The sequence below is a fragment of the Agrobacterium deltaense RV3 genome (assembly GCF_900013505.1).
Classification (GTDB): Bacteria; Pseudomonadota; Alphaproteobacteria; order Rhizobiales; family Rhizobiaceae; genus Agrobacterium; species Agrobacterium leguminum.
Map to the genome: position 1 here is coordinate 1,661,334 of NZ_LT009745.1, position 16,175 is coordinate 1,677,508.

Annotated in this window: 19 protein-coding genes; 8 read left to right on the plus strand and 11 right to left on the minus strand. The window is 59.8% G+C overall.

What is annotated here, in order from left to right; all coding sequences use genetic code 11:
* Positions 1–248 precede the first annotated feature (248 nt).
* Positions 249–704, minus strand: a complete 456-nt coding sequence (locus AGR7B_RS08345; RefSeq protein WP_080856451.1) for a GNAT family N-acetyltransferase — start codon at positions 702–704, stop codon at positions 249–251.
* Positions 705–809: 105 nt separating this feature from the next.
* Between AGR7B_RS08345 and AGR7B_RS08350 the strand changes: the two genes are divergently transcribed.
* The gene (locus tag AGR7B_RS08350) at positions 810–1,229 is read left to right on the plus strand and encodes a hypothetical protein (RefSeq protein WP_078052701.1); all 420 of its coding nucleotides are present in this window, start codon (positions 810–812) and stop codon (positions 1,227–1,229) included.
* 223 nt (positions 1,230–1,452) lie between these two features.
* Here AGR7B_RS08350 and AGR7B_RS08355 read toward each other — a convergent pair whose 3' ends face one another.
* The 3 genes from AGR7B_RS08355 to AGR7B_RS08365 form a co-directional block, all read right to left on the minus strand.
* On the minus strand, positions 1,453–2,643 hold the full coding sequence (locus tag AGR7B_RS08355) for a DUF2336 domain-containing protein (protein ID WP_080856452.1): 1,191 nt from the start codon (positions 2,641–2,643) through the stop codon (positions 1,453–1,455).
* 69 nt (positions 2,644–2,712) lie between these two features.
* Positions 2,713–3,330, minus strand: a complete 618-nt coding sequence (locus AGR7B_RS08360; RefSeq protein ID WP_080856453.1) for a flavin reductase family protein — start codon at positions 3,328–3,330, stop codon at positions 2,713–2,715.
* Positions 3,330–3,911 (minus strand): nitroreductase family protein, encoded by a 582-nt coding sequence (locus AGR7B_RS08365; RefSeq protein WP_059760236.1) that lies wholly within the window; start codon positions 3,909–3,911, stop codon positions 3,330–3,332. The genes AGR7B_RS08360 and AGR7B_RS08365 overlap by 1 nt, the downstream gene beginning before the upstream one ends.
* Before the next feature lie 110 nt (positions 3,912–4,021).
* Between AGR7B_RS08365 and AGR7B_RS08370 the strand changes: the two genes are divergently transcribed.
* Positions 4,022–5,002 carry an RgsD C-terminal domain-containing protein gene (locus AGR7B_RS08370; RefSeq protein WP_003523389.1) on the plus strand — a complete coding sequence of 327 codons (981 nt, stop codon included), beginning with the start codon at positions 4,022–4,024 and terminating at the stop codon, positions 5,000–5,002.
* Positions 5,003–5,217: 215 nt separating this feature from the next.
* On the opposite strand, the gene thrS is transcribed toward AGR7B_RS08370, so the two are convergent.
* The 4 genes from thrS to AGR7B_RS08390 all read right to left on the minus strand — a co-directional run bounded on the left by thrS (position 5,218) and on the right by AGR7B_RS08390 (position 8,677).
* Entirely contained in the window at positions 5,218–7,221 is a 2,004-nt protein-coding gene (gene thrS / locus AGR7B_RS08375) for a threonine--tRNA ligase (protein ID WP_080856454.1), read from the minus strand.
* 125 nt (positions 7,222–7,346) lie between these two features.
* Entirely contained in the window at positions 7,347–7,871 is a 525-nt protein-coding gene (locus tag AGR7B_RS08380; RefSeq protein ID WP_065655143.1) for a DUF1697 domain-containing protein, read from the minus strand.
* On the minus strand, positions 7,868–8,227 hold the full coding sequence (yidD, locus tag AGR7B_RS08385; protein WP_065655144.1) for a membrane protein insertion efficiency factor YidD: 360 nt from the start codon (positions 8,225–8,227) through the stop codon (positions 7,868–7,870). The genes AGR7B_RS08380 and yidD overlap by 4 nt, the downstream gene beginning before the upstream one ends.
* Before the next feature lie 3 nt (positions 8,228–8,230).
* Entirely contained in the window at positions 8,231–8,677 is a 447-nt protein-coding gene (locus AGR7B_RS08390) for an iron-sulfur cluster assembly scaffold protein (protein ID WP_065655145.1), read from the minus strand.
* A 282-nt stretch (positions 8,678–8,959) separates the two neighbouring features.
* On the opposite strand from AGR7B_RS08390, the gene folE reads away from it, so the two are divergent.
* The 3 genes from folE to AGR7B_RS08405 all read left to right on the plus strand — a co-directional run bounded on the left by folE (position 8,960) and on the right by AGR7B_RS08405 (position 11,200).
* Positions 8,960–9,586 carry a GTP cyclohydrolase I FolE gene (gene folE, locus AGR7B_RS08395; RefSeq protein WP_003495569.1) on the plus strand — a complete coding sequence of 209 codons (627 nt, stop codon included), beginning with the start codon at positions 8,960–8,962 and terminating at the stop codon, positions 9,584–9,586.
* Positions 9,587–9,711: 125 nt separating this feature from the next.
* Positions 9,712–10,164, plus strand: coding sequence for a phosphoribosyl-AMP cyclohydrolase (gene hisI / locus AGR7B_RS08400; protein WP_065655146.1), 453 nt, complete (start codon positions 9,712–9,714; stop codon positions 10,162–10,164).
* 94 nt (positions 10,165–10,258) lie between these two features.
* Positions 10,259–11,200: a patatin-like phospholipase family protein gene (locus AGR7B_RS08405; protein ID WP_065655147.1), complete on the plus strand. Its 942-nt coding sequence runs from the start codon at positions 10,259–10,261 to the stop codon at positions 11,198–11,200.
* Positions 11,201–11,271: 71 nt separating this feature from the next.
* Here AGR7B_RS08405 and AGR7B_RS08410 read toward each other — a convergent pair whose 3' ends face one another.
* Positions 11,272–11,706, minus strand: coding sequence for a CBS domain-containing protein (locus tag AGR7B_RS08410; protein WP_003523399.1), 435 nt, complete (start codon positions 11,704–11,706; stop codon positions 11,272–11,274).
* A gap of 154 nt (positions 11,707–11,860) precedes the next feature.
* Positions 11,861–12,598: a rhomboid family intramembrane serine protease gene (locus AGR7B_RS08415; RefSeq protein ID WP_080856455.1), complete on the minus strand. Its 738-nt coding sequence runs from the start codon at positions 12,596–12,598 to the stop codon at positions 11,861–11,863.
* Positions 12,599–12,952: 354 nt separating this feature from the next.
* On the opposite strand from AGR7B_RS08415, the gene AGR7B_RS08420 reads away from it, so the two are divergent.
* From AGR7B_RS08420 to AGR7B_RS08435, 3 genes are all read left to right on the plus strand, one after another.
* Positions 12,953–13,510 carry a PAS domain-containing protein gene (locus tag AGR7B_RS08420; protein WP_162934086.1) on the plus strand — a complete coding sequence of 186 codons (558 nt, stop codon included), beginning with the start codon at positions 12,953–12,955 and terminating at the stop codon, positions 13,508–13,510.
* Between the two features lie 182 nt (positions 13,511–13,692).
* Positions 13,693–14,310: a PilZ domain-containing protein gene (locus AGR7B_RS08425; protein WP_080856456.1), complete on the plus strand. Its 618-nt coding sequence runs from the start codon at positions 13,693–13,695 to the stop codon at positions 14,308–14,310.
* A gap of 699 nt (positions 14,311–15,009) precedes the next feature.
* Entirely contained in the window at positions 15,010–15,618 is a 609-nt protein-coding gene (locus tag AGR7B_RS08435) for a transglutaminase-like cysteine peptidase (RefSeq protein WP_003523403.1), read from the plus strand.
* A gap of 85 nt (positions 15,619–15,703) precedes the next feature.
* Here the strand turns inward: AGR7B_RS08435 and AGR7B_RS08440 are convergent, their stop codons facing one another.
* Positions 15,704–16,138, minus strand: a complete 435-nt coding sequence (locus tag AGR7B_RS08440) for a DUF1489 family protein (RefSeq protein WP_035260632.1) — start codon at positions 16,136–16,138, stop codon at positions 15,704–15,706.
* Between the last annotated feature and the right edge of the window lie 37 nt (positions 16,139–16,175).

The following is a 16,175-nucleotide window of genomic DNA, read 5'->3' on the forward strand; positions in this document are numbered from 1 at the left end:
CTTCAAAGATCATGAAAGACGCTATTCTTGTGCCGCACGGTGTTGCTCCTCTTTCGTGTCCGAGATCGTCGCCAAACGCTCGAATACGAGTAGAATCAACACCGTGCGCCATGTCCACCAAATTTAAACCGGACAGCAGTGGGCCTGTCCCGAGCATCTGCCACCGATTGATTCTACGATACGTGATTGGATCCTCGGCACAGGGCCGAGGGATGACGTGCAGGATACGGCAAACTCGCGCCGTAGGCCTAAAGCACCTTCTCCATGAACAGGCTGAGCGGATCCGGCCTGTAGGGTGCAAAGGCCTCGATCTCTACAAACCCCGCCTTGCGGTAAAGACCGATCGCCTCCGGCTGGCTGATGCCGGTTTCGAGGCGGATGGCGGAAAGGCCAAGCTCGGCGCCGCGCGCAACAAGCGTATCCATGATCAGCCTGCCGATCCGCAATCCCCGCGCCTCGGGATCGACGAACATGCGCTTCACCTCCGCCGTGCCGTCACCCGCCTCCACTAGCGCGCCGCAGCCGACGACGCGGCCGTCATGCCGGGCCACGAAAAACGAGACATTGTCCTGCTCGAGCGCGCCGATATCGACCAGATGATTGCTCTCGGCGGGGTAAAGCGAGGCCATATAGGCATTGGAAAGGTCGATGAGGCGCAGAACCGCATCCTGCCGGGGTGTTTCAAGCTTGATTTCGGTGGCCAATGCGATGCCTGCCTTCTCTATAAAATGCGTATTTCGTCGTAATGTCACTGCAATCGGGATAGATGAGTTTCTAGAGCATAATTCCCGACAGAGGCAACACACACCATGAAAACAGCCCTCGTTCTCATGACCTTCCTTGGCTGCGACGACAGCGCCACCGATTGCCATTACCTCGCCACCTCCCAGCAGCGCTGGACGAGCATCGAACTGTGCGACGCCGTGTCGGAAAAGGAGCTGGAGCGTTACGCCAACGCGCCTTACCCAGTAGTAGTAGCCGTATGCCAGACACCGGGCGAACAGGCTCCGCAGACGGCCGGCACGCAACCTCCCGCCTCGGCGCCTGCTACTGCACCGCAGGCAACGGTGGCTGTTACGCCGAAGGAAGAGGAAAGCCTCACCAAACAGGCAATCAGCCGCGTCAGCCGTATCCTGCCTTCCACCGAAGGCATAAAGCATCTTTTGGGGACACCGGTGAGGATGGTTGAAAACAGCTATTCGTGGATCGCCAAGCGGTTCGATAAGTGATTGCGGGAAATGTCACGCCCGCTTTCTTTCCCGCTGCAATGAAGAGGTTTCCTGTGAGAGGAAAGCGCACACTACCCTCATTCCTGTGCTTGTCACAGGAATCCAGTCGACGCACGTCCGCGCGGCGGGAGGAGTCCTTTCAGCCCAAGGACTTGGGCTAGCTGGATTCCTGTGACAAGCACAGGAATGAGGGTGAGAGGATGCACCCGCGGAAACCCGGACGCTACGCCGCCTCGACCGTCAGCGCTTCCGCATAATACCGCGCCTTCTGCCGCTCTTCGGCGATGGCGAGCTTGCGTACGGCATGCAGCAGTTCGAACAGCGTTTCGGAACCGTTGACGTCGCGGAAATGCGCCAGCAGTTCCGCCGAGACGGAGGCCGCCACATCAGAGAGCTGCGAGCGGGCGGCACGGCGCCACATCAGCGTCGCCTCGATGAAGACGTCGACAACATCGCCGAAAAGACCGACCGACTGGAACAGCGCCTTCAAGGCATGCGGCCGCCCCGTCGCCAGAATGGCGCGCACCTTGCGGTCATCGAGACCGGAGAGATTGACCATGGCCGCCGTGAAAAATTCCAGCCGGCCCGAACAGACGGCATGGATGAGCAGCGCCGGCGTCAGTTCCAGCCGCTGGCGCAAATGCTCCACCAGCGCCGGCAGCTCCGGCGAGGAGACACTGGCGGCGATAAGGATGGTGGCGGAATCTTCCGCCTCGCGGAAAAGACTGTCGGCACGGTTGCGTGCGATCATTGCGTGAACCAACGCGGAGCCCGCGAGAGCTTCGCTGATGCGGCCCACCAACAGGTGACGTGCATCGGCGGGCAGCGCCTCGCGGCGGAGCAGGAGGTCGCGAATATCGGCGTCCGAGCCATGGCGCTCGGCGATGCGCCTGAGCGAAAACGGCGTGATGAAAGCATCGTCGTTTTCGAGCAGGATGATGGTTTCCGGCAGGTCGCCGACTTCGGCAAGCGCTGCGCAGACACCGCGCGGCAGGCCCGGCCTTGCGGCGATAAGCGCGCGCGTCAGGCTTTCGCCGCGCCCGGCGAGATCGACCAGATCGGCCTCGCCGAGAACCGGTGAGCGTGCAATGACGGTGCAGGCAATTTCCGGCTGGTCTTCGGCGAGTGAAACGAGAATGGCGCGCGGTGCATCATGGGCATCTGCCAGCGCTTCGGCAAGCGCCAGCCGCACACGCGGCGAAGGATCGTCGAGCAGATAGGTCATCGCCATATAGGCGGCATCGCGGTTCTCGCGCGCCATGTCGGACTGAAGATAGGCACGGCCGAGAGCATTGGCAGCTTTCGCCCGCTCGGTCGATCCAGCCTTTTCAGACCAGCGAAGAAATGCCTGTACGATCACCTGAGCCTCGAAAACATTCGCAACAATGGATGGCGGCATCATCGCCGCCACCATGTATAAAACTCTAGGCGCAAATGGTTTACGTTTGGTTCACCATAAAAATTAACCGCCGCCGAACAAGGACTATATTGACGGCGCAGTAGAGGGGCGCTGCAGCTGGAATACATCGCTGCCGCCATCGCAGTAATCCATATAGCCCATGCGCGCCACGGGTCGCGACAGCCCCATATCGATGCGCCCGTCGCGAATGATCGTTTCATCGATATGGATCGCCATGACCTGTCCGATCACCATCCACGAATCCGCCGGCTGGCCATCCACGTCCTTAAGCTGCTGTATCTGGGTCACGCGGCACTCCAGAACCGCCAGCGCCTCGCCCACGAAAGGCGCATCCACCACCCGCCCGTCAACGGCGGTGAGGCCGGCAAGGGCGAACTCGTCGACATCATAGCCGACGGGTGCCGAAGACGCATTCATCCGCTCCACCAGATGGCGGCTGACGAGATTGGCGGTGAAGACGCCGGTTTCCTCAACATTGCGCAGGCTGTCCTTCCTGCCGCTGGAGGAAAACATCACAAGCTTTGGCCGGTCCGAAATCGCATTGAAGAAGGAATAGGGCGAGAGGTTGAGGGAACCATCCCTGCCCTTCGAGCCGATCCAGCCGATCGGACGCGGTGCGACGATGGCCTTGAACGGATCATGCGGCAGGCCATGCTGGTTGGTGTCCGTGGTGTAGAACATCAAACGTCCCCGACCCAAGTGACGACATCGGCAAGCTCCGGCCGCGGCCGCTCCACCGGCGGGAATGTCGTCGAGCCGATATGAATGAACCCGGCCACCTTCTCTTCCGCACCGACCTCGATTTCCGCGAGAAATGCGGAATCGAAAGCAAACCACTCGGTCAGCCAGTTCGCTGCAAAACCGCTGGCATTGGCGGCGAAGATGAGGTTGAGGCACACCGCACCGGCGGACATGACCTGTTCCCATTCCGGAATCTTGAAATGCGGCTTTGCGGTGCTGATGACGGCGATGACGACGGGCGCGCGGGTGAAGCGGGTGCGTTCCGCTTCCTGCTGCTGCAGGTCCAGTTCCGGGTTCTTTTCAAGCGCAATCCTCAGCGCCGTCTCACCGAGACGCACGCGCTCCTCGCCGCGATAGACGACGAAGCGCCAGGGGGCGAGCTTGCCATGGTCAGGCACACGCACGGCAAGGCGCAGGATGTCCTCGATTTGCCCCTTCGAAGGCCCCGGCTCGGCAAGTTGCAGGGCGGGCGTGGAACGGCGAACCTTGAGATAATCGAGGAGCTTGATATCATTTGTCATGATCAAAAATCTTCCATTCTGCTGTCATCGCAAAAACATGGGCCTTGAAATAGCCACGGCATTGGTTTTGAAGTGATCCGGGAAAATCAAGAAGTCAATCGGTATCGAAAATGTCGGCAATCAAAATCGCGGCACGTCTGACCATTGCATGTGCCGTGCTTGGTCTTTTATCGCAAGCCGCTTTTTCACAGGACGCCTTCAAAGACTTCAAGCAGCTCGGCGGCACGCCGAAAATGCCGAAGCTGAACGCTTTCACCGCCCCTTCCGCGCCCAATGCCCCGGAAAGCACCGCCCGCGATATCAACATGGAAGCCAAGCTGACCAGCGAAGGCGAAGCGGTGAAGGAAGGCCTGTCCTGGCGCGTCTTCAGCCCCATTCCCGGCGCGGACGGCAAGTTGCCGATGCTGGCAAGTTCGGAAGGCGGCTCGGCGGAATTCCATCTGGTGCCGGGCGAATATTTCGTCAACGTCGCCTTCGGCCGCGCGGGCGTTACCAAGAAACTCAATGTCCCGACCTCCGGCAATGTGCAGAAACAGGTGCTGATTCTCGATGCCGGCGGCTTCGTGCTGAATGCGGTTGCGGGCTCCGACAAGCAGATTTCCGGCAACCAGCTCAAATTTTCCGTCTATTCGTCAGACGCCCGCCCCGATGGCGAACGCGGCCTCGTTATGGCCGATATCAAGCCCAACACCATCGTGCGCCTGAATGCCGGCACCTATCACGTGGTTTCCGAATATGGCAACGTCAACGCGGTGGTGCGCGCCGACATCCAGGTGGAAGCCGGCAAGCTGACGGAAGCGACGCTCCAGCACCAGGCTGCCCAGATCACCCTCAAGCTCGTTTCCGAAGAGGGCGGCGAAGCCATTGCCGATACGGCCTGGTCGGTGCTCAACGGCGGCGGCGATGTGGTGAACGAAAGCGTCAGCGCCTTTTCGACCATGGTGCTGGCGGAAGGCGAATATACCGCCATCGCCCGTAACAAGGACAAGGTGTACCAGCGTAACTTCAAGGTCACGTCGGGACGTGATTCCGATGTGGAAGTGCTGATGAAGGATCAGGCGCCGGAAGATATGACCGGGGATTTCGAGTAGGCGTCGCCTACATCTCATACGTCATGCCGGACTTGATCCGGCATCCAGCCACGACGCGTCTGCGTCGTGAAAAGAGTCTTTCGCGATCAAGGACTTGATCGCGCTGGCCCCCGGATCCAGTCCGGGGTGACGGAGGTGAATGCGTCGCCTTTGCCAGTGAAATTACCCGCACATCCCCAAAAACAAAACGGCCCCCTAAGGGGCCGTAACTGTTATTAAGCAACCTGCTTTTTCGCCGCTAGCTTGCGCTTCACATCTGGCGGCGTCGCCTCGTCCACGAGGCTCGTAATCGCATCTTCCAGCGACATCGGCGTCTGGTTCTGCGAACCGAGACGGCGGATGTTGACGGTGCGCTCTTCCGCCTCTTTCCGTCCGCAGACGATGATGACCGGAACCTTGGTCACCGAATGCTCGCGGATCTTGTAGTTGATCTTCTCGTTGCGGAAGTCGGTCTCGACCGCCATGCCCGCTTCGCGCAGCGCTTCGGCGACTTCGCGGCCGTAATCATCGGCATCAGAAGTGATCGTCGCGACCACGACCTGAAGCGGCGCAAACCACAGCGGCATATGGCCGGCGAAGTTCTCGATGAGAATGCCGAGGAAACGCTCCATCGAGCCGCAGATGGCTCGGTGGATCATCACCGGCTGCGTCTTTTCGGAGTTCTGGTCGATGTAGAAGGCACCAAAACGTTCCGGCAGGTTGAAGTCCACCTGCGTCGTGCCGCACTGCCATTCACGGCCGATGGCGTCCTTCAGCGTATATTCGAACTTCGGCCCGTAGAACGCTCCCTCGCCCGGCAGGATGCCGGTCTTGATGCGGCCTTCGGACTGTTCCTCGATGGTCTTCAGAACATCCATCATCACGCTTTCGGCGCGATCCCACAGATCGTCGGAACCGACGCGCTTCTCCGGACGCGTGGAGAGCTTGACGACGACTTCGCTGAAACCGAAATCCTCGTAGACGGACAGGATGAGGTCGTTGATGCGCAGGCATTCCGCCGCCATCTGCTCTTCCGTGCAGAAGACGTGCGCATCGTCCTGCGTGAAGCCGCGAACGCGCATCAGGCCGTGCAAAGCGCCTGAAGCCTCGTAACGATGCACGGTGCCGAATTCCGCAAGGCGGACAGGCATTTCGCGGTAAGACTTCAAGCCATGCTTGAAGATCTGAACGTGACCGGGGCAGTTCATCGGCTTCAAGGCGAAGACGCGCTGATCGGCTTCCTCGTCATCGGGATGGGTGAAGGCATGGGCGGATTTCACCGCGAACATGTTTTCCTGATACCAGCCCCAGTGACCGGAGGTTTCCCAGAGCGACTTGTCCAGCACCTGCGGTGCATTGACTTCCTGATAGGTATTGTCGAGCCGGCGGCGCATATAGGCCGTCAGCGTCTGGAACATGCGCCAGCCCTTGCCGTGCCAGAACACGACGCCCGGGCCTTCTTCCTGGAAATGGAACAGGTCCATTTCGCGGCCGAGGCGGCGGTGGTCGCGCTTTTCGGCTTCCGCCAGCACGTGGAGATAATTGTCCAGCTCTTCCTGCGTCGCCCAGGCGGTGCCGTAGATGCGCGACAGCATCGCATTGTTGCTGTCACCGCGCCAATAGGCCCCGGCCACCTTCATCAGCTTGAAGGCCGTGCCGATCTGCCCCGTGGACGCCATATGCGGACCACGGCAGAGATCGAACCAGTCACCCTGATAATAGATCTTCAGGTCCTGACCTTCCGGAATGGCATCAACCAGCTCGACCTTGTAGTTCTCGCCCTTTGCGGCGAACACTTCCTTGGCCTTCTCGCGCGACCAGACCTCGCGGGTAAACGGCTTGTTGCGCAGAATGATTTCCTTCATGCGCTTTTCGATCTTCGGCAGATCTTCCGGCGTGAAGGGTTCGTTCTTGGCGAAGTCGTAATAAAAGCCGTTCTCGATGACAGGGCCGATCGTCACCTGCGTGCCGGGCCACAGTTCCTGCACGGCTTCGGCCATGACGTGGGCGGCATCGTGGCGGATGAGTTCCAGCGCACGACCGTCTTCACGCGTGACGATCTCGATTTTGCCATCGGTGATGGTCTCGGACAAATCGCGCACGGTGCCGTCAAGCGCAATGGCGACGGCTTTCTTGGCAAGCGATTTGGAAATGGATTCGGCAACCTCGCGGCCGGTCGTACCGGCGGGGTAGCTGCGCACGGATCCATCTGGAAATGTAAGGGAAACAGCTTCAGACATTGTCTAATCTCCTGTCCAGTCCCGCCAACGAATGCGGGTGGTGTTGGAATAATGATTTGCCCGCGACGAGCGGACAGGCAGGCTGATAAAGGCTTTTGCCATTGCAGTCAAAGGCGAAGGATAGCTTAGCGAAGCATTTGCGCGAGACCATTGACCGTATTGGCGTTGCGGGTCGTGCCGATACCGAGCCTTTTGGTGGTCAGCACGGACAGCAGCCTGCTCTCGCTCGGCTTGCCGCAAAAATCGATCCATAGATCGCCGCCGGCAAGAGCGATCTTTTCTCTTTCACGGTATTTCTCCAGCAATTCGAGGACGCCGTTGTCCAGCGGCGCCCGCATCACCCGAACGCAGACATCCGGCGGATTGCCTTGGGCGAAGGGATTGTCCGCCGCCAATTTCAGCCAGTCGCCGCCCGAACGAACGAGAATATCGACATGTTTGCCGAAGCGGTCTTCGAAGGCGCGCTCCAGCCTGTCCTCAATCTCACGAACAGGTGCCGCCCCGGCGCGAAAAACCAGATTTCCAGTCGCGACCAGCGTTCTGCATTCGGCAAATCCCAGCTCTTCCCCCAAGGCCCTGAGATCGGCCATGACGAGCCGCTTGCCCACGCCGAGCACGATGCTGTGCAGCAGGGCCACATAGTCATTCATCGATGCAGGCTCCAGTAACGCCAGGGCATCCACCAGCGCCTGCCGCCATCGAGCGCTTCCGGCACCGGGTCCAGCCCGCTGGTGCCGCCCGGCCCGCAGCGCGCGACGCGAAATAGCGTCATCCACCCGCCGGCCCACAGCCCGTGTCGGGCAATGGCTTCATAGCCATATTCGGAACAGGTGGGGATATGGCGGCAGGAATTCCCGATGAAGCCGGATAGCGTCAGCTGATAAAACCGGATGAAACCGACGCCCAGAAGCCGTCCGGGCGTTTTGGCAAAGCTGCCCGTCCAGTTGCGGGATCGGCCCGCTTTTTCCGCCGTCTGCTGGTGCCGGCAGCCCGGTTCGCCGCACATCGCCTAACCCGCGGCGTTGAGAGCCGGCCGCCCCTCGATCTGGTCGAGCGCATCGACCACCGCTTCGAAGGTCAGCATGGTGGAGGCGTGGCGCGCCTTGAAATCGCGGACGGGCTGAAGCACCCGCATATCCTCGAAACGGCCCGCCGGCCCCTCACCGTCCTGTTTCAGCATGGCGAGCATGTCTTCCCGCGCCTGCCGGATTTCGCCGCTGGAAGCCCCGATGATGTGGTGCGCCATGATGGAGGCGGAGGCCTGGCCGAGCGCGCAGGCGCGAACCTCATGCGAAAACGCCGTCACGATGCCGCCTTCGACCTTCAGATAGACCTTGAGCTTAGAGCCGCACAGCCGGGAGTGTTTCTCGGCGCTGGCGTCGGCATCCTCAAGAACGCCGATGAGCGGAATATTCCCGGCAAAGTCCAGAATGCGATTATTATAGATATCGTCCATCGTCGGTGCCCGGCGCGCTCGAGATTGCCCAAAAACAGGACAGGTCAAATTTTTCAAACACAGCGTTTGTCGCAGTGAAGCTTTCCTGCCCTCCATTCTCATTATATGCTAACGAGCTTTCTGGACATCAAGCCGTGATGAAATTAACGGCTCCGATACCGAAATAACAGCATCGGTCTTGCCAAAATGCTGTAAAACAACCAGATAGCAGCAACTGCGAACATGAGTTCGCGATGAAAAACGAATTCAGGTGCGGCCTTTACCCGCATCGGGAGAGACGGAATGGATGCGATCGTGAAGAATTTCCCCGGCGCTGGCGCAAAACCCGACGTGGCAGAAGCTCGCCCAAGCCAGGCCGAAGCGGAAGAAGCAGTGCGCGTTCTTCTGCGCTGGGCAGGAGAAAATCCCGCCCGCGAAGGACTTCTGGATACGCCGAAGCGCGTCGCCAAGGCCTATCGCGAGCTTTTTGCCGGTTATGAGCTGAACGTTCAGGACGTGCTCGGCACGACCTTCGAGGAAGTCGGCGGTTATGACGATGTTGTGCTGGTGCGCGACATCCCCTTCTTCTCCCATTGCGAACACCATATGGTGCCGATCGTCGGCAAGGCCCATGTCGCCTATCTTCCGGCCGGCCGCGTGCTCGGCCTGTCGAAGATCGCCCGCGTCGTCGAAATCTTCGGCCGCCGCCTGCAGACGCAGGAAAACATGACCGCGCAGATCGCCAGATCGATCGAGGAAACCCTGAAACCGCGCGGCGTGGCCGTCATGATCGACGCCGAACATATGTGCATGTCCATGCGCGGCGTAAACAAGCAGGGGTCGACGACGCTGACCACCAGCTTCACCGGCACGTTCAAGAACGATCCGGCCGAACAGGTGCGCTTCATGACCATGGTGCGGAACCGCTAAGCGCTGGACCGAAAAGTGTAGCGCGGGTTTCCGAGAAGCCCGATGCCCAGACAAATTTTGGAGTGGCGGACTGATTCCATTGCCTCCGCCGCTCTGAAACCTTCCGCTTTTCTCCCGGGGTAGCCATGTCCATTTCGTTTCCGTCCGCACCTGCGGACAAGGAAGTGCTCGAAAACGCAGGTCTTTTTTCGCCGAAATTCGATGCTCACGGCCTCGTCACCGCCGTGGTCACCGATGCCCGTGACGGCGAGTTGCTGATGGTCGCCCATATGAATGCGGAAGCTCTGTCGCTGACGCTGGAGACCGGCATCGCCCACTATTACAGCCGTTCGCGCGACAAGATCTGGAAGAAGGGCGAAACGTCAGGCAATCTGCAGACGGTGAAGGAATTCCGCACCGATTGCGATCAGGACGCCGTGTGGCTGAAGGTCTCCGTCGCCGGCCATGACGCGACCTGCCATACCGGCCGCCGCTCGTGCTTTTATCGCACTGTCGAGCTCTCCAACGGCGATGCGGTGACGAAGATCACCGACGACACCCGCCATTTCGATCCGGCCACAACCTATTCGGACACATAAACGGCCACCTTCCATCGGCCGCACCAATTTGCTACCAATATAGCGGGCTTCAGGGATTTGAGGGGAGCCTGAGGAACTGGCAGGGAGTGCGGTCATGTTGGGATGGGGAAATCGTCACAATCAACTTGCGGCTGGAAATCCCGAAGCCACCGGCAATGAGCCGCCCGTCACCCAGATCGTCGACAAACACCGGATAGCGCTCGCCCTTGGCGGCGGCGCAGCTCGCGGCTGGGCCCATATCGGCGTCCTGCGGGCACTGGACGAGGCTGGCGTGAAGATCGGCATGATTGCGGGCACGTCGATCGGCGCGCTGGTCGGCGGTTGTTATCTCGCCGGCAAGCTCGATGAGCTGGAGGAGTTCGCCCGTTCGCTGACGATGCGCCGCATTGCCGGCCTGCTCGACCTCACCATCGGCGGCGGTGGGCTCTTCGGCGGCATGCGGCTGACCAAACGCATGCAGGAACATCTGGAAGGCCTGCGCGTCGAAAACCTCGACCATCCCTTCATCGCCGTCGCGACGGAACTGCGCACCGGCCACGAGGTGTGGATTCACCAGGGTGATCTCGTCACCGCGCTGCGCTCTTCCTATGCCCTGCCCGGCATCTTCGAACCCGTGCAGTGCAACGGCCGCACGCTGATAGACGGCGCGCTCGTCAACCCCGTGCCGGTTTCGGTCTGCCGGGCCTATGAGCAGGCGCTGGTCGTCGCCGTCAATCTGAATTACGACCTTTTCGGCCGTTCCGCCGTGGTCAAGCACGCCGCCTCGCCATCGCATGGCGGCGCAGCACCGGCGGTGGAAAGCCCGCCGCGTCCCGGCCTGCCGGGCGTCATGGTGCAGGCGTTTAACATTATTCAGGACCGGATTTCGCGCTCGCGCCTGGCGGGCGATCCTCCCGACCTGATGATGCATCCCCGCATCAACGATATCGGCCTCTCGGAATTCCATCGCGCCAGCGAAGCGATCGACCGGGGATATGAGGAAACGCGCTCCCGCATTCCGGAGCTTGAACGCATGCAGCAGGCATTCCGCCGCTGATGCGCGAGACCCTCGCCTCATTCCTGTGCTTGTAACAGGAATGAGGGAAGTAATACGCTTCGCGAACTAACTCACCCGGCAATATAGGCCTTGATGTGCTCCGCTTCGGCTTCGATCTCGCCGATCCGCGCCTTCACCACGTCACCGATGGAAATGATGCCGGCAAGGCGGCCATTCTCTTCAACCGGCACATGCCTGAAGCGTCCGCCCGTCATGATTTCCATCAGCTCATCGGTGGTGGAATTGTGATGACAGCGTATGACATTCTTGGTCATGGCCACCGACACGGATTGCTGGAGGGAAGCGGCACCTTGGCCCGCCACGGCCTTTACGAGATCACGCTCCGTGAAGATGCCGAGAACGACGCCATCGGCGTCGGTCACGACGACGGAACCGATCTTATGCGCGTGCAGCGTTCCCGCCGCCTCACCGATGCTGACCTCCGGACCGACAGTCACGACGTCCCGGCCCTTGCGGTCGAGAAGATCCTTTACGAATGTTGGCATACCTTCCTCCTCTTTTCAGCGATACGCAGCGCCGCGGTCTCCCCCGACGGTTGCAAATCATGGGATATCGTGCGCTGAGGTCCGCATGAATGCAATCCCGGATGGGACGCACGAACGCAAATTTGCGCCACGGCCGACAAGGAGCGTGATCGGCTCAGGCCAGTCGTCGATCGAAAAGCCCGAAGAACAGGAAGCCGAGCAGAAAGCCGAAAACATGCGCATCCCAGGCGATTTCACCGCCGACATCGCCGAACAGCGGCACACCGACAGCGATCAGCACATTGCCGAACAGCCACATCAGCGTGAAGATCAGCACGGTGCGGTTGGAAAGCGCCCCAAGAATGCTCTGCCGCGGCATCAGATGGCCGAAGGAGGCGCTATATCCGCCACGTGCCGGGAAAGCGAAGCGGCAGGCTGCCCCCATCAGCGCCGAAACGACACCCGACGCCCCGATCAGCACCGTCACATCGCCCCAGTTCAGCGCCGCATGGCCGAAGGCGGAAACGGCGGCGGAAATGCACCATAACAGCACGAAGCGCACTGTTCCGATCCGGCGCAGAACCGGCGCGCCGAAGGCCATCAGCCACAATCCGTTAAAGAGAATGTGCTCGATGCCGCCATGCAGGAAAGAATAGGTCACCGGCGTCCAGAGCCATTCCAGCCCCTGCTGGGAAAACGGCACCGCATAACGCAGCGGAATGAAGCCGAAGGTGAAGATGAACCAGCCATTGCCTTCCTCTGACAGAAGATAGGCGGGAACGACATAAGCGACGATCAGCGCGGCCAGAATGCCGACCAGCAGCGATGGCAGGTTGAAGACGGGATTGTTCGTGTCGTCTTTCGGCTCCGGCGTTTCCGAAACCGGCGGCTGTTCGCCGTCCCCATAGGACATGATCCCATCCCTGTCTTGGTCGAATTTTGCGTTCCCCGAGCAATATAGGAAGCCCGAACGAAAAAAAAGCCGTCCCGCCCTTGAAGCGCTCGACGCCCAAACCGCAATCGGCAAGGACGCCGGGCCGCGGGCGGTCCGGCTTGCGGGTCCGCCTTAAAATAACAGGCGACGCCATCGAATTGTGCTGACGGAGCTTTCCCCGACATGGCCGCTCCGATGCCACGACTATCGCCATCGCGCAATATCAACCCTTTGTTAACCTTAATAAATCCACTTGGCACGAAAATCGCTACACCTCCAGATACAGACGTTCGGATGGACATGATGTCCCAAAAACGAACATGGAGAGATGCTATGAAGAGCATGGCCGGACTGGACATATATGCCTATTGGGATGAACTGCGCGGCAAGCGATCGGCCCCGCGACGCGAGGACCTCGATCCAGCGAAGCTGAAACATCACCTTGGCGATCTTTTTATCCTCACGGACAAGGGAGAGAACACGCCGTTCTTCCGCCTTGCCGGTACTCGTCTTTGCGATCTGTTCGGGCGGGAATTGCGGGATCGCCCGTTTTCGGAATTGTGGCAGCCGGCAAATGCCGTCTTCCCCTGCCGCGTCGCGCGCGGCATCCTGCACCACCAGTTACCCGTGGTCTTCGATGTCGAGGCGGAGGACGGCCATGGCGCCGCACCGCTGGCATTCGAAATGCTGCTCCTGCCGCTTCGCACCGATCCCGACGCCGCCCCAAGGTTGCTCGGGGCGCTGCTTGCAGAGCGGCCAAGACACGAATTCGCCGCGCCAATCCAGTGCCTGTCCATAAAAAGCAGCCGCCTGCTGCGCCTGGACATCGCCCCGGCAGGGTTTCCGGTGAACAAGGGGGCCGAGGATACACCGCGCGCCGAAAGCTGCTGACGGACCTGTTCCAACGCTCCCGCCCCTCCGGGAGAGGTCCGACAGCGCCGGAATCTCAAAAAAATACGTCAGAACTGCAACAATATTGCCGATCAGAAAAATTGTAGAGGTTAAACAATACAGTCTGTTAACTCGCGCACGGTAGAAATTTACCGTCATCATTCATTACAATTGCGCTGCCCATGTTTTCGTCCCGCTCGGTCAACACCGCCCAAATCCTGCGTCCGGTTGAGGAAGCTCATCTCGACGACGCCGTCCGTGTGTCCTTCACCGGCCGCCTGATGTTGCCCGACCATGAAGAATATGATTGCACCGCGACCGAGATGACCGCCGAAAGGGCGCAGTTCACCTGCTCGGGCATTGCCCGCCGCGGTGACCGCGTCATCGCCTATCTCCAGCATATCGGCCGGATCGAAGGCACGGTGACATCGCTCACCGCATCGGGCTTCCTCATCGCCATCAACGCGCCGGAGCGCAAGCGGGAAAAACTCACAGCGCAGCTCGCCTGGATCGCCAAGCGTCAATTGCTCGGCCTGCCGGAGGACCGCCGCCACGACCGCCTGACGCCGCGCAATGCGAGAGCCCAGCTCGTTCTGGAAGATGGCGTGCTCGTCGCCTGCCGGCTGATCGACCTTTCCCTGTCGGGTGCCGCAATCGAGATCGAAAACCGGCCGCCGCTCGGAAGCCGGGTCCAGCTCGGCAAGAACATGAGCGGCAAGATCGTGCGCCACTTCATGGAAGGCGTTGCCGTCGAATTCGACCGCGTCCAGTCGCCCGACGCACTGATCGAGTTTCTCTAACTCATTCCACCCGGACACGGCAGGTTTTGCGCCCGTAAGAATGCGTGCAGCATTTTTGGCGCGTTTTGCGCTCGCCCCAATCGCATAATTGCGAAGATTCCCGGACGGCGCCTTGACGGGCTATGTTCTGTCTTCGGCTATATCGGGCCGCTCCTGTCGTCAGGTTCTTCATTCTCATTTCTCGTTACCGAACTTCCATTTTCACGCCCTGACGCCTACGGCAGACCGGCCTGGATCCATCATAGTCGGTAAAAGGGATGAGCGCGGCGGAACATGTTGCGCCATTGGCCAGCTCATCCACGGCGCGAAAACCGCTCCGCAAAACTTTTTTCCAGAAAAAATGCAGTTTTTTTGAAGTTTTTTTGTCGCTTTTTCCGGCCTGTATCAGCCTGAAACAGCCATCCCAAAACGGGAAATCCAGCTCTTCGCCACGCGCCGCAAGCCGGCCGCACACGATCACGGAAACCGCAGCACGCGGAAAATGGCTTTCAATACAGCGGTCTAGATGGCTACCAAAAACCTAAAGCCACGATGCGTAAAATTGTAATAAAATTTGCTTCAAAGACGCATAAAAACTAGTTCGAATACAGTTCAAAACAACGGCTAATTTGCTGAAATTTAAGCTCAAATTGCGCTTCGCAAATTTCCGCCGGGTCAAAATATACCTGCGAATGTCTTCTCACCACGGGGAGACAAGCAATGAACAAGAACAACCGTTTCGTTTTCACTCTGATCGCATTCATCGTCAGCGCCTTCGCGCATCAGGCAAGCGCCTCGCCGGCCGCCGTCATGCGCGTCATCGGCAAGGCCAACCCGCCGATCGGCCACTATGAATTCTGCCAGACCTATCAGAGCGAATGCCAGCCGACCTCGCTGGACAACGGCCCGATGAAGCTGACCGAAGAGCGCTGGAAGACGATGCTCGACGTCAACTACACCGTCAACACCACCATCACGCCGATGACCGACATGGAAATCTATGGCGTTGAAGAACGCTGGGCCTATCCCACCACGGTCGGCGATTGCGAAGACTTCGTGCTCTTGAAGCGCAAGATGCTGATGAACAAGGGCTTCTCCGCCTCCAACCTGTTGATCACCGTGGTTCTGCAGCCGAATGGCGAAGGCCACGCCGTTCTGACCGTCCGCACCGATCGTGGCGATTTCGTTCTCGACAACATGCGCAACAAGGTCATGAACTGGTCTGAAACCGAATATACCTACCTGAAGCGCCAGGACACCGCCAATCCCGGCCGCTGGGTGAAAATTCAGGATGGCCGCGCCACCACTGCGGTCGGCGGCATCAACTGAAGCCAGAAAACGACCCGTCTCCCCCCAAAAGAAAAAGCCGGCTCCGCAAGGATGCCGGCTTTTTCATTGTCAAATCCGTTAAGCGTCAGAGCAGCCCAAGCTCCGCCAGTTCCCGCCTGAGATCGGAAGGCATGTCCTCGCCGCCCGTGCCGCCGCCGAGATCGCGGGGCGCCTCGTCGTCCTTCAAGTAACGCCAGCCCTGAAACGGGCGCTTCGGCGCAGGTGAGGTTTCGATAACCTCCGGGCCGAGAATGAGATCGCAGCGGGAAATACCGTCTTCGCCCTTGAAGGAGCGGATATCGAGAAGTTTCTGCCGCGCCTGCACCTGCCCCTTGATGACCCAGTAGAGCGAACCGCCCTCGAGCAATTCCTCGACACGTTTCGGGATCATCCGGGTTGTGTGGACGCTGTGCGGCTCGAGGCCTGCGGCTATTGCGGTGAGCGCACGATGCGCGACCCAGTCTCTCAAGTCCTGGATTGAATCCGCACCGACGCAAAGTTTGATGAGATGTAAAGGCATGGTTCTATCAATGCCTTTTTGCGGCGGGCGTCAAGCA

Bases quoted from the DNA above. Each gene is read 5' to 3' on its own strand.
- AGR7B_RS08350 (WP_078052701.1), top strand. From the start codon at position 810: ATGAAAACAGCCCTCGTTCTCATGACCTTCCTTGGCTGCGACGACAGC.
- AGR7B_RS08355 (WP_080856452.1), bottom strand. From the start codon at position 2,643: ATGGTGGCGGCGATGATGCCGCCATCCATTGTTGCGAATGTTTTCGAG.
- AGR7B_RS08360 (WP_080856453.1), bottom strand. From the start codon at position 3,330: ATGTTCTACACCACGGACACCAACCAGCATGGCCTGCCGCATGATCCG.
- AGR7B_RS08365 (WP_059760236.1), bottom strand. From the start codon at position 3,911: ATGACAAATGATATCAAGCTCCTCGATTATCTCAAGGTTCGCCGTTCC.
- AGR7B_RS08370 (WP_003523389.1), top strand. From the start codon at position 4,022: ATGTCGGCAATCAAAATCGCGGCACGTCTGACCATTGCATGTGCCGTG.
- thrS (WP_080856454.1), bottom strand. From the start codon at position 7,221: ATGTCTGAAGCTGTTTCCCTTACATTTCCAGATGGATCCGTGCGCAGC.
- AGR7B_RS08380 (WP_065655143.1), bottom strand. From the start codon at position 7,871: ATGAATGACTATGTGGCCCTGCTGCACAGCATCGTGCTCGGCGTGGGC.
- yidD (WP_065655144.1), bottom strand. From the start codon at position 8,227: ATGTGCGGCGAACCGGGCTGCCGGCACCAGCAGACGGCGGAAAAAGCG.
- AGR7B_RS08390 (WP_065655145.1), bottom strand. From the start codon at position 8,677: ATGGACGATATCTATAATAATCGCATTCTGGACTTTGCCGGGAATATT.
- folE (WP_003495569.1), top strand. From the start codon at position 8,960: ATGGATGCGATCGTGAAGAATTTCCCCGGCGCTGGCGCAAAACCCGAC.
- hisI (WP_065655146.1), top strand. From the start codon at position 9,712: ATGTCCATTTCGTTTCCGTCCGCACCTGCGGACAAGGAAGTGCTCGAA.
- AGR7B_RS08405 (WP_065655147.1), top strand. From the start codon at position 10,259: ATGTTGGGATGGGGAAATCGTCACAATCAACTTGCGGCTGGAAATCCC.
- AGR7B_RS08410 (WP_003523399.1), bottom strand. From the start codon at position 11,706: ATGCCAACATTCGTAAAGGATCTTCTCGACCGCAAGGGCCGGGACGTC.
- AGR7B_RS08415 (WP_080856455.1), bottom strand. From the start codon at position 12,598: ATGTCCTATGGGGACGGCGAACAGCCGCCGGTTTCGGAAACGCCGGAG.
- AGR7B_RS08420 (WP_162934086.1), top strand. From the start codon at position 12,953: ATGAAGAGCATGGCCGGACTGGACATATATGCCTATTGGGATGAACTG.
- AGR7B_RS08425 (WP_080856456.1), top strand. From the start codon at position 13,693: ATGTTTTCGTCCCGCTCGGTCAACACCGCCCAAATCCTGCGTCCGGTT.
- AGR7B_RS08435 (WP_003523403.1), top strand. From the start codon at position 15,010: ATGAACAAGAACAACCGTTTCGTTTTCACTCTGATCGCATTCATCGTC.
- AGR7B_RS08440 (WP_035260632.1), bottom strand. From the start codon at position 16,138: ATGCCTTTACATCTCATCAAACTTTGCGTCGGTGCGGATTCAATCCAG.